The organism is Deltaproteobacteria bacterium, assembly GCA_019308925.1.
Lineage (GTDB): Bacteria > Desulfobacterota > B13-G15 > B13-G15 > RBG-16-54-18 > JAFDHG01.
Genome location: JAFDHG010000019.1, coordinates 15,758 through 30,114, shown reverse-complemented (window position 1 = coordinate 30,114; position 14,357 = coordinate 15,758). Strand labels below are relative to the sequence as shown.

The window sequence follows — 14,357 nt, the reverse complement described above, 5'->3', positions numbered from 1 at the left end:
CGAACCCCTGTCTTAGTCCAAGGGGAAAGCGGTACGGGAAAGGAATTAGTTGCCAACGCCATTCACTACCAAAGCCGACGCCGACAAAAACCCATCATTAAGATAAACTGCAGTGCTATCCCTGAAGCATTGTTGGAATCCGAGCTCTTCGGATATGAAATGGGTGCCTTTACCGATGCCAAGGAGAGCAGGCCGGGCCTCATGGAATTGGCTCAAGGGGGGACGGTCTTTTTGGATGAGATCTCAGAGATGAAACCATCCCTTCAGCCGAAGTTGTTAAGGTTCTTAGAAACTTATTCCCTCAGGAGAGTAGGGGGCAAGAGAGACATTAAGGTGGATGTAAGGGTAATTGCCTCAACCAACAAGGAACTAGCTCAGTTGGTAGAGAAAGGGGAATTTCGCAAAGACCTCTATTACCGCATCAAGGTAATGGTGATAGATTTACCCCCTCTGCGCGATAGAAATGAGGATATACCCATCCTCTCTCAATACTTTATAGAGAAGTTGGGAAAGGAGTTGGGAAAGGAGATAAGGGGGGTCACCCCTAAGGCCTTAGATCTCCTATTGACATACCCCTGGCCGGGAAATGTGCGAGAACTGAAAAATGTCATAGAAAGGGCAACGATCTTGGCCAAAGGGGATCTGATGGTCACTGAAGACCTCCCTCTGGAATTGAGGAAAGACAAGATCGGGAAAAGGGATTCCGCCTTAGGAGAGAAATGGATGGATAATGTAGATGGGTTCCTCCCCTTGGCAGCGGTGGAGCGTAACTATATCCTGAAGGTACTACGGGAGAAAAAGGGCAACAAATCGGAAACGGCCAGGATTTTGGGGATCTCCCGTTCAACATTGAGGGAAAAGTTGAATCGCTATGAAATAAGTTCTTGAAAGGGACGAGCTTTCCTAATGTCTCTGGGGTGCATAGTTTGGGTTTAAAAAATGTCAAAAATTCCTACAAAAATATGCTTGACATTTAGAAAAAATTTGATATTTTAATCTAAAAAGTTTCTGGAGATGGACTGATGGGACTCTTTGGAAAGAAGGGAAAAAGGGTATTGGGGTTGGACATAGGTACCAGCGCCATCAAATTTGTGGACATCAAGGATACAGGAAGGGGTTATTATGTCAACAACTTAGGTATAACCCCTCTGCCTCCAGAGACCATCGTGGATGGAAGCTTGATGGATACCACAACGGTGGTGGAGGCGATAAGGGAATTGGTCTCTAATTATAAGATAAAAAAGCGGGAGGTGGCCATTTCTGTCTCTGGTCACTCGGTAATTGTGAAGAAGATCACTCTCCCCAAAATGACGGACTCGGAGCTGGAGGAGAATATTTTTGTGGAGGCGGAGCGTTATATCCCCTTTGACATAAATGATGTAAACATTGACTTTCAGATCTTGTCGGCCCCGGAGAAGGAGATGGGAGAACATATGGAGGTCCTTCTGGTCGCTGCCAAGAGTGATTTGATTGAGGATTACATCGCCATCATCAGGGAAGCCGGGTTGAGCCCCATGATCATCGACATAGATTCCTTTGCCCTGGAGAATATGTACGAACTAAATTACCCCTTGGAGATAGGGGATCTGGTGGTTTTATGTGACATTGGGGCCAGCATAATGAACCTAAATATCGTTAAAGGAGGTAGATCCCTCTTCACCAGGGATATATCCATTGGGGGGAATCTGTACACCGAAGAGATCCAAAAGGAGCTTAGCGTAAATTTTGAGGAGGCGGAAGACTTGAAATTGGGTGGAACATCAGAAAAGGGATCGCCGCACACCATTGACAAGTTGCTTGACAAGACCTCTTCCACCATCGCCCTGGAGATAGCCAAGTCTTTGGACTTTTTTACCGCTACTTTTCCCGAGGAGAGAATAACCCGTCAATACCTCAGCGGCGGCTGCGCTAAGGTCCCCCGACTAAAACAGATTGTGGAGGAGAAGCTGAATGTGCCGGTAGAGATTTGCAACCCGTTCGCAAATATGACGGTCAACCCGGGGGCCTTTGATTCAGACTATCTACAAGATATCGCTCCCTTAATGGCTATAAGTGTAGGGTTGGCCCTAAGGAAGGTGTAAGATGATAGAGATAAATTTACTACCTGTACGAGCGGCGAGGAGAAAGGAGACCATTCGATTTCAGATTTCCATCTTTATCCTCACCCTCTTTTTGGTTTTTGTGGTCATCTTCTATCTCAAGTGGAACGTAAACCAGCGTGAGAGGCATGTTGACGCCCAATTGAAATTGGTCAAAGAAGAGATACTCAAACTAAATAAGGTAGTAGGAGAAATAGACAAGTTAAAGAAGAGAAAGGCCAAGCTCCAACAGAAGTTGTCTGTCATCAAAGATCTGGAAAAGGGAAGGTTGAGTGCGGTCTACATCCTGGACGAACTAAGTCAGAGGATACCGGAGAAGATGTGGATCGAGGCCTTGGATAAGACCGGGAAGAATCTGAAGATCGTGGGATTAGCGTTGGACAACGAGACTATCGCCAATTTTATGACCCTGTTAGAGCGCTCTAGATATTTTGGTGGGGTAGAACTGGAGGTAACAGAACAATTTCAAAGGGGCGGTCTTAAGTTGAAGAAGTTCAGTTTGCGCTGCTCAACTTCCTTTTAAAGGAGGACCCCATGGCGATATCTACGGACAGTATTATCAAGTTACCCACACCGCAAAAGTTGGGGATCCTGTTCCTGATCTCAGCGCTTATCCTAGGGGCCTATTGGTACGCCTTTTACTTGCCACAGGTAAGGGTAATTGAGTCCAAGAAATCGAAGTTGAACGACCTCATTAGAGAGAGGAACGTAAAGAGCAACATCGTCAAGGACTTGGACAAGTTTAAGGAGGAGTTGGGGAGGATGAACGAGGATCTAAAAGAGGTCTTGACCAAATTGCCGGATAAAAAGGAGATCCCCAACTTATTGAAGAATATCTCCAATATGGGTAAAGAGGCCGGGCTGGAGGTCCTTTTGTTCAAACCTCAAGGGGAGCAACCGGGGCAGTTTTACGCCAAGGTCCCCGTGGAACTAAAGTTTGTAGGGTCGTATCACAGAATAGGTATATTCTTTTACCATGTAGGCACCCTTTCCCGGATAGTAAGCATAGAGAAATTCGCCATCGAGAAGGCCCCCGCAAAGAAAAAGGGGGAGACATTGCTGCATACCTCATGTACTGCCACAACTTATAGGTACGTGGAAAAGGCCGCTGCCGCTGGGGCCAAGAAAAAGGGAAGAAGTAAAAAATAAAAGGGGTAAAAATGGATCGAGAAGGGAGATCAAAGGGGGTTTTAACCTTTATATTGGTCATCGGTATTGCCCTTACCGTAGGGGGGTGCGACAATTTACCCCTCCCATTTGGCAAAAAAAGGGGGAAAAAGGAGGAGCAGAACAAGATTGTGGTGACACCCAAGCGTCTCCCAAGAGTTCCCCCTCCCACATCCTCACCATCGCCCTTGCCGCCAAAGGAGGAAAAACGCCATTATGTCTACAATCCCACTGGCAAAAGGGACCCCTTTAGGCCATTTATCGCCATGCAGACCCCTATCAAGCCCTCCGGCGAGCAAGTACCCATCACCCCCTTGCAGAAATATGATCTAAGCCAAGTGAAATTGGTGGCTATCTTGGTGGGTAAAAAAGGGGGAAGAGCGATGGTGGAGGATTCTGAGGGGAAGGGTTATATCATCAAGAAGGGGACATATATAGGGAGAAATTACGGCACAGTGAAGGCCATCCTCAAGGATAGGGTGATCATCGAGGAGAAATATAAAGACTATTTGGGTAATGTCAAACTAAAGAGAGTTGTCTTGAGATTACATGTCCCCGGGGAGGAAAAAAGACCATGAAGAACCCAAAAAGGAAAAGGATGTATTGGGGGGTAGTGCTGATTCCCATTATCTTATTGGTGATGGGTTGTGCCCCCCGGAAAAAGGTGGAACCCTTACCAAAGGCCGTACCCCAAAATCTCATTAAGGATATAGAGGTGGTAGACAGGGATGAGGGCAAGAGGGTGGTCATTCAGGGGGAATCACCTTTGGTTTATACGTTCTTTAAGCTCATTCCCCAACCTTTGAAGCTGGTGGTCGATATCCCCCAGACTGGGTTGGCCAAAGGAGTCCCAACTCCCCTAGCGGTCGGCGATGAAGTGATAAAAGAGATCGTTGCCACCGAGCAAGATGGGAATACCGAGATCTATATCTGTTTGAATAAGTTGGTCAGATATCAAGTCCAAAAAGAGGGAAACCTCCTCTATATAGATGTTGGGAAACAGAGCCCCCTCCTTGCTAAGGAGGAAAAGAAGAAGGAGATAGAGATCGTTGAAGAGGTTCCTCCACCGGCCAAGGAGGAGGTTGCTGCAAAGGAATTGGCTCCTGCCCAGAGTTTAGTCGATGTCTCTGTGGATAAATCCCAAAAAGACAAAGTGATCATGAAGTTGAAGGCCGACGGAAGATTGGGGGATTACGATACCTTTGCCCTGAAGAAGCCGACGCGTTTGGTGATTGATCTGTGGAAGGTCAAGAGGAAGTTCCCCCCCAAGGCGGTCTTGGTCAACTCCCCTTATCTGAAAAAGGTGCGTTTAGGGGATCACCCCAAGAAGGTCAGGGTGGTGCTCGACGTCCCGACCAAGGTCCTCCCCCCCCACAGGATAGATCGCATCGGTGATGAGTTGAGAGTCGTGTTGGGCAAGGAGGTAGAGGTTCCTGTACCAAAAAAGGAGGTGGCAAAGGAAGAAAAGGTTCCTCCTTTGGTACCTGTAACAGGTGAGATCACCGGGATAGACTTTAAGCAGCTTAAGGATAAATCCAGGATTATCATCACCACCTCGGCAAAGGCCCCCTATGAGGTAGTAAAGGGATCAGAGGACACAGTACTAGTAGAAGTAAAGGGAATGGTGGTTCCGCCAAGGCTTAGCAGACCTTTAGATACCCATGAGTTCGCTAGCCCTGTGGTGATGATCACCCCCACCAATATGGTGATCGATGCCCAAAAGGGCGCCCGAGTCCTTGTGAAGTTGCGCAGAATGGTGGCCTATGATGTCCAGCAAGAGGATAGCAGGATCTACCTCGATTTTGAGAGACCTGAGGAGTTTAGGGTGAAAAAACCCAAACCGCTCGAGGTGGTCACCGTCAAAAAACCCGCTGAGGTAGAGGAGGTGGAGAAACCTGTGGCGGTGGAAAGGCCGAAGGTCGCCCCTCCAACACCAGTGCGGAAAGTTGTGCCAGTTATCCCCCCTCCTGAGGAAGAGCTGGAGCGAAAGGTCTATACAGGGAAGAGGATCACCCTGGATTTTAAGGATGCAGACATCGACAACATCTTGCGGCTCTTTGCGGAGGTGAGCAACCTGAACATCATCACCACCGAGGATGTAAAGGGAAAGGTCACCGTCAGATTGGTAGATGTCCCCTGGGATCAAGCCTTAGACATCATCCTTCAGGCAAAAAACTTGGGGATGGAGAGTATAGGCAACGTCATCCGAATAGCCCCCCTGGAGAGGTTGCGTAAGGAGAAGGAGGCCAGGGTAAAGGCCATTAAGGCCAAGGAGGAGCTGGAACCCCTCATCAGCGAATTGATACCGGTGAGCTACAGCACGGCCGCGGAGCTCGCCCCTAAGGTCAAGGATCTCCTGAGCGCCAGGGGGAGTGTAATTGTGGATGAACGCACCAATACCCTTATCATAAAGGACATCCGGATCAATGTGCAAAAGGCAAAGGACCTGGTGCGAAAACTGGACGCCCAGACCCCCCAAATCCTTATCCAGGCAAAGATCGTTGAGGCCAGCACCAACTTCGCCCGAGAGCTGGGGATATCTTGGGGTGGTCATTACGAGGATGAGACCAGAGAGGTCAAAGGGGAGGTTACTGGTGCTAGCAGTGGAGACTTTGTGGTGGACCTTCCCGCTGCTGTAGGTAGTGGGGCAGGTGGTGCCTTGGAATTCCTTGTAGGCAATCTACCCAATACCAAATATCTGCGGGTGAAACTTTCTGCCATGGAGGACTCTGGGGAGGGGCAGGTGATCTCCAGCCCCAGGGTAACAACCTTGGATCATATTGAGGCGTATATAGAGCAGGGCCTGCGCGTACCCTATTTGAAGATAACAGAGGAGGGGACGGTGACCACCGAGTTTATCGAGGCCAACCTGAAGCTGACCGTCACCCCTCACGTGACCGCTGATGGCCACATAAAGATGGAGATCCTGACCTCCAAGGATACCCCTGACTGGTCTCACGTCGTCCAAGGAGTACCATCCATTGACAAAAAAGAGGCCAAGACAGAGGTCTTGGTCAAGGATGGTGAGGTGGTGGTGATCGGAGGGATCTATACCTATGAAAAGACCGGCGGCATACAGGGGGTACCTCTCTTTCACAAGATCCCCTTGTTGGGCTGGTTGTTCAAAAAGAAGACGAAAGATGAGGACAAAAAGGAACTCTTGATCTTTATCGCTCCCCGGATCATTCAACCGAGGAGGATTACTGCCTCTTAAACAAAGGATTTTTCCCTTAATTACTATTACCTTCTCTAAGGCCTCCCGTGTGGGGGTCTTTGCGGATTGCCTGAGGGATGCTAAAAAAGGCTGCAGGGTTCGTATTCATCTCCTTCTTGTTGTGGATTTCAGCCTCAAATCCCCTCCCTTTGGGTGAAGATCAGGTTCAGGCATCACAACGTACTCATCAAAAGAGGGCCTTGGTCACGGGGATTAGGCACTGGTCTAACTCCGCTTACACCCGCATAGTGATCGACCTAGACCGAGAGGTCGCCTACCAGGATCACCTCCTGAAAGAAGATAGGGTGCTGAAGAAACCACCGCGGCTCTATATAGACCTTAAGGTCGCCAGGCTCAGCTCCCATCTAAAACAACCCATCCCCATTGGAGATGGACTCCTTAAGAGGGCTCGGGCAGGACAGTATGACCCTACTACTGTCCGTGTGGTGCTGGACTTGGATAGTATCAGCGATTATAAGATTTTTTCCCTGGGCAACCCCTTCAGGATCGTAATAGACGTCCTGGGCAAATCCCTGAAGGCAAAAAAGAGGGTTACCAAACCACCTCCTTCCCCTAAGCCCCGGTCGTTTAAGGTGGTAATAGATCCAGGCCATGGTGGCGAAGATCCAGGGGCAATAGGGCCCAAAGGACTCAGGGAAAAAGATGTAGTCTTAAAGATCTCTCAAAGGTTGAGGGATAAGATCAGGCGAGAATTAAAGTGGGAAGTTATCATGACTCGCGAGGACGATCGCTTCATACCCTTGGAGGAGAGGACTGCTATCGCCAACACTAAGGGAGGGGATCTCTTCCTCTCCATCCATGCCAACGCCATCAAAAAAAGAAGGACCCATGGAATAGAGACCTATTTTCTCAACTTCACCACTGATGAGGACGCCTTGCGGCTCGCAGCGAGGGAAAATGGGGTCTCGCCTGAGAAGATAAGCGATCTGCAACTCATCCTCTATGACCTCATGCTTAACGCCAAGGTAAACGAATCCAGTCACCTAGCCGAATGTGTACAGGGGGCATTGGTGAACAGACTTAAAAAGAGATACAGCCAGGTGACGGATCTCGGGGTAAAGCAGGCCCCCTTCGTGGTACTCATCGGGGCAAAGATGCCCTCTATCTTGATCGAGGTCTCCTTTATCAGCAATCCGATGGAGGAAAGGAGGCTTAGGGACGAACAATACCTCGCTGAATTGGCCGCCGCCATCTTGGATGGGCTGAGGAGATATACCCGGGATACCAAGATGAAGATGGTGGAAGGTCAACCTTCTTGGTCTATTTCCATAGCCCTCAGCTCTAACTGAAGCCTCTTTAGCCCCTCCCAGTCGTTTATCTGGGGATGAAAGGCTATCCTCAATTCTGAGGGGAGGTGGGGACCTAGATATCCCATATTGAAGCCGATAATCTCATAGGTCGACCCTCCCTCCCGTATCTTGAACTTCAGGCTATTCCCCCCCACTTTCCTTACATCGTGTACAGGAAGTCTGTTTCTTGTGGAGAAGAGGGGCTTGGGGTTGGCTGCTCCATAGGGGGGAAAGAGGGAGAGATGGCTCAACAGTTCAGGGGTGATCTCCTTTAAGTCCACTTCTGCATCGATAAAGATGGCGGGGATAAGGTCTTCATCTCCCAGCCTCCCCTTTACCACCCTTTCGAAACTCTCGCTAAAGGCCCTGAGTTTATCCCGGCTAATCTTCAGGCCGGCTGCGTATTTGTGCCCGCCGAGCCCCAATAGGTGTTCCTCACACTCCTTAAGACCCTCATAGAGGTGGAATCCCACGATGCTCCGCGCCGAGCCTTTTCCCTCCTCACCATCCAGGGCGATCAAAACCGTAGGCCGCCAGAACTCTTCGGCAAGCTTGGAGGCGACAATCCCAATGACACCAGGGTGCCAGCCGTCGGAATTCAAGACCAGACTCCTCCGATGAACAAACCCTTCCCGCATGATGGCTTCCTTGGCCTCTTGGTAGGTCCTCTCCTCAATAGTCTGGCGTTCCCGGTTGGCACAATCTAGTTCTTCGGCGATCTTTTGGGCCTGCGTATATTCCTTCGCCAGCAGAAGCTTTACCCCCTTCGCCCCATTGGATACCCTTCCACCTGCGTTTAGGCGGGGGGCAAGTCGAAAGGCCACCTGTCCTGTTGAGATCTCCCCTCCTCCTATGCCACTCACCTCTTTGAGGGCTAAAAGGCCAGGCCTAACGCTATCTTCAAGTTCCTTGAGGCCATACTTCACCAGGACCCTGTTCATATCCATCAGGGGGACTATATCCGCTATGGTCCCCAAGGAGACAAAGTCCAGGTAACGACGCAGGTTCGGTTCCTCTTGGTCTCGCCAGAAGCCCAAATCCCTCAACCTGCTACGCAGCGCCACTACGAGATTGAAGGCCACCCCCACCCCGGCCAGCCCCTTAAAGGGAAAGGGACAGTTCGGTTGTAGGGGATCGAGGATGGCATAGGCAGGAGGGAGCTGGGCAGGGACCTCATGGTGGTCTACGACAATGGTATCCATCCCCAGTTGCTGGGCCAGCTTTATCTCCTCTCGGTCGCTGATCCCGCAATCGACACAGATTAAGAGCCGTACACCTTGGGAGGCGATCTTCTTTACAGCTTCCGGGTTGAGACCGTAGCCTTCCTCCAATCTGTGGGGGATATAATACGAGGGTTGGGCCCCTAATGAGCTCAAGAAGTCCACCAAAAGGGCACAGGCAGTTATGCCATCCACATCATAGTCCCCGTAAATTAGAATCTTTTCCTGCCCCTTTATAGCCTTAATGATCCTTTCCACTCCCCTGTCCACGTCCTTCATAAGAAAGGGATCATAGAGGTGGTTGAGGGAAGGTGATAAAAACTTCTCTCCTCCCTGGGGGTCTGTAATTGCACGCTTGATAAGGAGTTGGGCGACCAAAGGGGGTATGTCCAGTTGTCTGCTTAGTTCCTCCCTCAATTCGGCGGGACAATGGAATATATTCCACTTCAATTTCATAGTCCTAGGCTCCCGATCATCTCCTTTATATCCTCAATCCCTCTTTGCTTTAGGAAGGCCCCCATTCCCTCAATTATCTCCAACATCGTCCTGGGGTTGGTGAAGTTGGCCGTGCCCACCTGAACGGCTGTGGCCCCCACTACCAGAAACTCCAGGGCATCCCTGTAATCCATTATCCCACCCACCCCAATTATGGGGACCTTTACCCTCGGGGCCACCTCCCAAACTGCCTTCAGGGCAATGGGCTTAATGGCAGGACCAGAAAGGCCTCCGGTTATTCCCCCCAATGCAGGTCTTCTTCGCTCCAGGTCTATTGCCATGGCCGGTATTGAGTTGATCAAGGAGATGGCATCCACCCCCTCTCCTTCGGCTGCCATGGCGACCTCTTTGATATCTGATACATTAGAAGATAGTTTAACTATTAAAGGCAATTTCGTTGATTTTCTTATTATATTTGTTATCTTAGCCACTGTTTGGGGGTTGCTCCCAAACTGTAGCCCCCCCTTCTTGATGTTGGGACAGGACAGGTTTGCTTCCAAGGCAGCCACCCCTTCTAAATCACTCAGTCTTTGGGCGCATTCAGCATATTCCTTGGAGCTATATCCAAAGAAATTTACAATGATAGGCATCCTCCATCGGCACAAAAAAGGTAATTTCTCCTTAACGAATATCTCCAGGCCCACATTTTGCAGGCCAATGGAGTTCAGCATCCCCCCCCAGGTCTCCCATATCCTGGGAGGAGGGTTACCTGCTTGGGGTGCTAAAGAGATTCCCTTGGTTACAATGGCCCCCAATTTATCGAGGTCGATGAGGGAGGCGTATTCCTCCCCGTAGCCAAAGGTCCCCGCGGCTGGCATCACCGGGTTTTGCAACTCCAATTTCCCCAATTTCACCTTCAAGTTAGGCATCGTCTCTCCATATTATCTCTTGGGCCTCAAATATAGGTCCATCTTTACAAACCCTCTTATATCCCCCTTTTGTCTCCACTACGCAACCCAGACATGCACCAACTCCGCAGGCCATCCGTTTCTCTAAGGATATCCAGCATGACCTCCTGCGCTCAGCGGCAAAGTCTGCCACGGCCTTCAGCATAGGCCCTGGACCACAGGCATAGATCACTGTCTGATCCCCTCCTTCATCGTCTTCCTCCCTCAGGAGCTCTGTCACCATCCCCTTTTTCCCCGCTGTTCCGTCCTCAGTAGCTATATTGATCCTTATCCCCTCCAAATTGATGAGCTCGGGCAAACAGATGAGGTCATCTTGGGATTGCGCCCCATAGAAGAGGTAGAGGGGCGAAGGAGATGCCTTCAGCCTCAAGATCAAGGGGAAAAGGGGGGCGATCCCCATCCCTCCAGCGATTAGTAAGGCCTTATAACCCGGCGGTGGATCAGGGAAGCCATTACCCAGGGGGGCCAAAACCATGATTGGCGAACCAACCGATAGCTTGGCCAAGAGACCTGTCCCTTTTCCCACCACCTTGAAGAGGAAGTCCAGCCAAGGGACCATCTCCTGTCCCTCAAAGTTGTGGATGGAGAAGGGACGGGGCAATATAATTCCCCCCCGGTCCTCTATCTTCAACATGGCAAATTGCCCAGGTATGATGGGACCAATAGGGCAGGGGAGGGAGATCCTCAGACGATGATAAAGGGACCCAAGCCTCTTCCTCTCCTTTATCTCTCCCTCATGGTAGCCAAGATTGCCCATCGCCATCGTGGCCATATGTTCGATCCCCGCAGAAGAGCCTCATTATGACGGCGTCTTCACCGGTGTCGGCATAATATCTCCTTCTGATCCCCCATGAGGCAAAACCCACCTTCTGGTAAAGGTTGAGGGCAGTCCGATTCCTTTCTCTGACCTCCAGGAGGTACAATATACCCCCTTTTCTATAGGAAAAGTCCAGGGAGAAAAGGAGGAGAGAGTGGGCGATCCCCAACCTGCGAAAGGAGGGATGGGTGGCCAAATTTAATATGTGAACTTCCTCTTTGACCATCCAAAAGATGATATAACCCAAGACCAATTCGACCTTTTCCTCTGGGGTGGTGGCTACAAAATTGAAGGAGATGGGAGAATTCAGCTCGTAAAGGAACATGGCCCTGGTCCAAGGAGTGGGAAAGGATTTCCTCTCAATTTCCATAACTTGTTCCAGGTGATCCTTCCTCATCCCCCTGATCTCCCATCGCAGCTTCAAGCACCCCCCTCCTTTGTCTCCTTCAGCTCCTTCAAAAGCCCTTTTACCTTGTCGATAAATTCTTCGTCACCAGAAATCTCTATAGCCTTCTTATAGGCCTCCTTTGCCCCCTCTTGGTCATCTAAGAGGTGTTTGATGTTCCCCATCTCCAGATAGGCCACGGCGGCCAACGCATCCCCTGGGGAGGGACTTTCAGCGACAACCCTCTGGTAACGTTCCAAGGCCTTTTGATACTCCTTGAGGTTGAAGTAGATCTCCCCCTGCCAGCAAAGGGCATTTTGGGCCACCCTTTTATCAGGGGAGTGGACAGCGATATCTAGGTAGCGGAGGGAAGATTTATATTCCACCCTTTCTGCCTTCCATATGCCCAATTTTAGGGCCGCCTCATAGGACAGCTCATGGTAGGTGAACTCCTTCTGCAGGGTCTTAAACCACCTCTCCCCTCTGTCTAGATCCCCCTTATCCAAGAGGATGGTTATCATCCTGTAGATGGACCAAGGATACCAAGGGGACCTCTTATATTCTTTGATGACCCTCTGGTAGGCCTTGCCCGCCTCTGACAGATCTCCAAGCTCACTAAAGGATTCCCCTTTAATCCAAAGGGCCTCGTCCATCTTTTTAAAATTGGGGTATTCCAACTGCAAGAGGTCTAGGTTAACGAGACTTTCCCTAAACTTGCCTTCCCTGAAGAAGCAGATGGCGATTTTAAAGAGGGCCTCTTGACGATAGGAGGGGGTATTGAGGAGGTTGAACCAGTAGGGCATGGCCTCTTGGTACTTCCTCTCATAGTAATTGAGTTCTGCCAGGATATATTGCGCCAAGGCCCTTTCGCGCTCTCCTGGGGGGAGTTTGACTATTTCATAGGCTATCTCTTTAACCTGGGCAAGGTCCCCTAGCTTGAGGTGACACCACCCCAAATTCAAAAGGGATTGTCCCCTCCTCTGGTCCTGGGGAAAGCGGCTTAGGAACTCTTTGAGGACCTCTATGGCCTCCTGATATCTATCGAGGCCGATGTATGCCTCCCCCATGAGGGACAAGACTTGGGGGAGTAATGGAGTATGGGGAAACCCCTTCTTTAAGGCCAAGAGCCCCTTCAAGGCCTCCTCTCTCCTTCCGCACATATACAGACACCAACTTTCTCCATAGAGGGCGTTGGGGGTCAAAGGAGAATGGGGGAACCCCTCCAGAAAGGAGTGAAAGGTTTCTACCCCTTTTTTATATTTTTTTACCTTAATCTGGGTTTCCCCCAGCCAATAGAGTGCCTCTTCGCGGGGGCCCTCTTTAAATTCACTGTTCACCACCTTCTGAAACAAACCCTCAGCCTCTTTATGCCTCCCTTGTCCGTAGAGGGTGAGCCCCAGCCAAAACTTGACGCAACAGGATAGGTGAGGAGTGATCTTGCGGTCTTTGAGGGCCTTCCTGAGGTACGCCTCCGACCTTTTGTACTGGCCCTGTTGAAAGGCGACCTTACCAAGCAAGTAGAGGGAGGAGAGATACCAGGGGCCTTGGGGATACTTTTTGACAATGGTCAAAAGGCTACTTTTAGCGCAGGAAAGATCATTTACCTCTTCGCAGGAGCGGGCCAGCCAAAAGTACGTCGCATCTCTCCCTTTAAGATTAGTTTTTGACTTTAGTAATTTCGCGAATACCTCCTTGGCCTCAACAAACTTCTTTTGTTCGTAGAGCGCCTTGCCCAAAAGGTACATGACCTTCGGGGCATGAGTATGCTGGGGATATACCTGCAGAAACTCGCGAAATTGGGCCTCCGCTACCTGATAAAAACCGTCCTTAAAGGCCCCAGTTCCTACCTGCAAAAGCTCTTGGGGAGAAGATCCGTAAGAGGGTAGGGGGGGGGTGAGGGAGATAAAGAGCAGTAGGGCCAAATATATATACTTTAGTATGCCTTTAATTTTTCCTCCCATTCACCACCTTTCAGCACCTCCTGCATCTTTAAGAAGTCCCTCTTGGTGTTGATGTTGATGAACGAGGCAAGAGATGGATCCAGCCTCTTGAGCTCCTCTTCTTCGCAATATCTCACCCGCACTTCAGGAAAGAACCTAGCGATCTTAAATTCACCCCTTTCCAAGAGCCTTTTGATGGGCCCAATACATCTCTTTGAGTAAAGGGCGTGAAGAGGTTCCAATCCATCCCTTGTTATGGGAATTACTACATCATAATTGAACCTCGTCTCGAGAAGATGGGCGATAAGTTCGGTGCAGAGGAAGGGCATATCACAGGCCACACAAAAGGTATGATAATTGCTTGCCCACAAGAGCCCTGTGTAAAGACCCCCCAAGGGACCAGCCCCTGGGATCTCGTCTATAACTGTAAGGGCCTGGTAGTCGCCAAAACGTTGACCTCGGTTAGTCACAATGATGATCTCAGAGAAGAGCTCTTGACACCTACCGTAGACATAATCGAAGAGGCGGGTGCCTCCCACTTGGATAAAGGCCTTATCCTGCCTCATGCGGCGGCTACTGCCTCCTGCCAAGATAACGCATGTTACATCCCATCCCATAGATATAGTTTAAATACCATTATTTCCCTTTCTAATCAAGGAGGGATTAAGGGTTGACAGCAAGAGCCCTTTCTCCTAAAATTTTGTTCAAAATAGCAACCTCTACCTGATCGATGAGATAGAATTGTTGTCATCACCAGCAATAATGAAAAGGGGTAAAACATTCATTGAGAGAAGATTTCAAG

General features: G+C 49.9%; 13 protein-coding genes. 7 read left to right on the top strand and 6 right to left on the bottom strand.

Translation table 11 applies throughout. The features are described from left to right. The 7 genes from JRI46_04635 to JRI46_04605 form a co-directional block, all read left to right on the top strand. On the top strand, positions 1–888 hold an 888-nt coding region (locus tag JRI46_04635), incomplete at its 5' end, for a sigma-54-dependent Fis family transcriptional regulator (GenBank protein MBW2038872.1). A 134-nt stretch (positions 889–1,022) separates the two neighbouring features. Continuing rightward, the gene (gene pilM / locus JRI46_04630) at positions 1,023–2,081 is read left to right on the top strand and encodes a type IV pilus assembly protein PilM (GenBank protein ID MBW2038871.1); all 1,059 of its coding nucleotides are present in this window, start codon (positions 1,023–1,025) and stop codon (positions 2,079–2,081) included. Between the two features lies 1 nt (position 2,082). Continuing rightward, positions 2,083–2,622 (top strand): PilN domain-containing protein, encoded by a 540-nt coding sequence (locus JRI46_04625; protein MBW2038870.1) that lies wholly within the window; start codon positions 2,083–2,085, stop codon positions 2,620–2,622. An 11-nt stretch (positions 2,623–2,633) separates the two neighbouring features. Continuing rightward, positions 2,634–3,248, top strand: a complete 615-nt coding sequence (locus JRI46_04620; protein ID MBW2038869.1) for a type 4a pilus biogenesis protein PilO — start codon at positions 2,634–2,636, stop codon at positions 3,246–3,248. An 11-nt stretch (positions 3,249–3,259) separates the two neighbouring features. Beyond that, the gene (locus JRI46_04615; GenBank protein MBW2038868.1) at positions 3,260–3,844 is read left to right on the top strand and encodes a pilus assembly protein PilP; all 585 of its coding nucleotides are present in this window, start codon (positions 3,260–3,262) and stop codon (positions 3,842–3,844) included. Next, positions 3,841–6,480, top strand: a complete 2,640-nt coding sequence (gene pilQ, locus JRI46_04610) for a type IV pilus secretin PilQ (GenBank protein MBW2038867.1) — start codon at positions 3,841–3,843, stop codon at positions 6,478–6,480. Before JRI46_04615 ends, pilQ begins: the two co-directional genes overlap by 4 nt. A 77-nt stretch (positions 6,481–6,557) precedes the next feature. After that, a complete protein-coding gene (locus JRI46_04605) occupies positions 6,558–7,790 on the top strand; it encodes an N-acetylmuramoyl-L-alanine amidase (protein ID MBW2038866.1) in 1,233 nt (410 codons plus the stop codon). Here the strand turns inward: JRI46_04605 and recJ are convergent. The 6 genes from recJ to JRI46_04575 are packed head-to-tail and all read right to left on the bottom strand — an operon-like array spanning position 7,748 to position 14,121. Continuing rightward, positions 7,748–9,466 carry a single-stranded-DNA-specific exonuclease RecJ gene (recJ, locus tag JRI46_04600; GenBank protein ID MBW2038865.1) on the bottom strand — a complete coding sequence of 573 codons (1,719 nt, stop codon included), beginning with the start codon at positions 9,464–9,466 and terminating at the stop codon, positions 7,748–7,750. The two genes, JRI46_04605 and recJ, sit on opposite strands and share 43 nt — an antisense overlap. Beyond that, positions 9,463–10,374: a dihydroorotate dehydrogenase gene (locus JRI46_04595; protein ID MBW2038864.1), complete on the bottom strand. Its 912-nt coding sequence runs from the start codon at positions 10,372–10,374 to the stop codon at positions 9,463–9,465. The genes recJ and JRI46_04595 overlap by 4 nt, the downstream gene beginning before the upstream one ends. Next, positions 10,367–11,185 (bottom strand): dihydroorotate dehydrogenase electron transfer subunit, encoded by an 819-nt coding sequence (locus JRI46_04590; protein ID MBW2038863.1) that lies wholly within the window; start codon positions 11,183–11,185, stop codon positions 10,367–10,369. The genes JRI46_04595 and JRI46_04590 overlap by 8 nt, the downstream gene beginning before the upstream one ends. Further along, a complete protein-coding gene (rimI, locus tag JRI46_04585; GenBank protein ID MBW2038862.1) occupies positions 11,148–11,654 on the bottom strand; it encodes a ribosomal protein S18-alanine N-acetyltransferase in 507 nt (168 codons plus the stop codon). The genes JRI46_04590 and rimI overlap by 38 nt, the downstream gene beginning before the upstream one ends. Continuing rightward, the gene (locus tag JRI46_04580; protein ID MBW2038861.1) at positions 11,651–13,576 is read right to left on the bottom strand and encodes a tetratricopeptide repeat protein; all 1,926 of its coding nucleotides are present in this window, start codon (positions 13,574–13,576) and stop codon (positions 11,651–11,653) included. Before JRI46_04580 ends, rimI begins: the two co-directional genes overlap by 4 nt. Further along, positions 13,549–14,121 (bottom strand): molybdenum cofactor guanylyltransferase, encoded by a 573-nt coding sequence (locus JRI46_04575; GenBank protein ID MBW2038860.1) that lies wholly within the window; start codon positions 14,119–14,121, stop codon positions 13,549–13,551. The genes JRI46_04580 and JRI46_04575 overlap by 28 nt, the downstream gene beginning before the upstream one ends. Positions 14,122–14,357 lie beyond the last annotated feature (236 nt).

Excerpts from the sequence above, each read along its gene's own strand:
- JRI46_04580 (MBW2038861.1), bottom strand. The coding sequence starts at position 13,576 with ATGGGAGGAAAAATTAAAGGCATACTAAAGTATATATATTTGGCCCTA.
- JRI46_04625 (MBW2038870.1), top strand. The coding sequence starts at position 2,083 with ATGATAGAGATAAATTTACTACCTGTACGAGCGGCGAGGAGAAAGGAG.
- recJ (MBW2038865.1), bottom strand. The coding sequence starts at position 9,466 with ATGAAATTGAAGTGGAATATATTCCATTGTCCCGCCGAATTGAGGGAG.
- pilM (MBW2038871.1), top strand. The coding sequence starts at position 1,023 with ATGGGACTCTTTGGAAAGAAGGGAAAAAGGGTATTGGGGTTGGACATA.
- JRI46_04605 (MBW2038866.1), top strand. The coding sequence starts at position 6,558 with ATGCTAAAAAAGGCTGCAGGGTTCGTATTCATCTCCTTCTTGTTGTGG.
- JRI46_04615 (MBW2038868.1), top strand. The coding sequence starts at position 3,260 with ATGGATCGAGAAGGGAGATCAAAGGGGGTTTTAACCTTTATATTGGTC.
- JRI46_04595 (MBW2038864.1), bottom strand. The coding sequence starts at position 10,374 with ATGCCTAACTTGAAGGTGAAATTGGGGAAATTGGAGTTGCAAAACCCG.
- JRI46_04575 (MBW2038860.1), bottom strand. The coding sequence starts at position 14,121 with ATGAGGCAGGATAAGGCCTTTATCCAAGTGGGAGGCACCCGCCTCTTC.
- JRI46_04590 (MBW2038863.1), bottom strand. The coding sequence starts at position 11,185 with ATGGCCACGATGGCGATGGGCAATCTTGGCTACCATGAGGGAGAGATA.
- pilQ (MBW2038867.1), top strand. The coding sequence starts at position 3,841 with ATGAAGAACCCAAAAAGGAAAAGGATGTATTGGGGGGTAGTGCTGATT.
- JRI46_04620 (MBW2038869.1), top strand. The coding sequence starts at position 2,634 with ATGGCGATATCTACGGACAGTATTATCAAGTTACCCACACCGCAAAAG.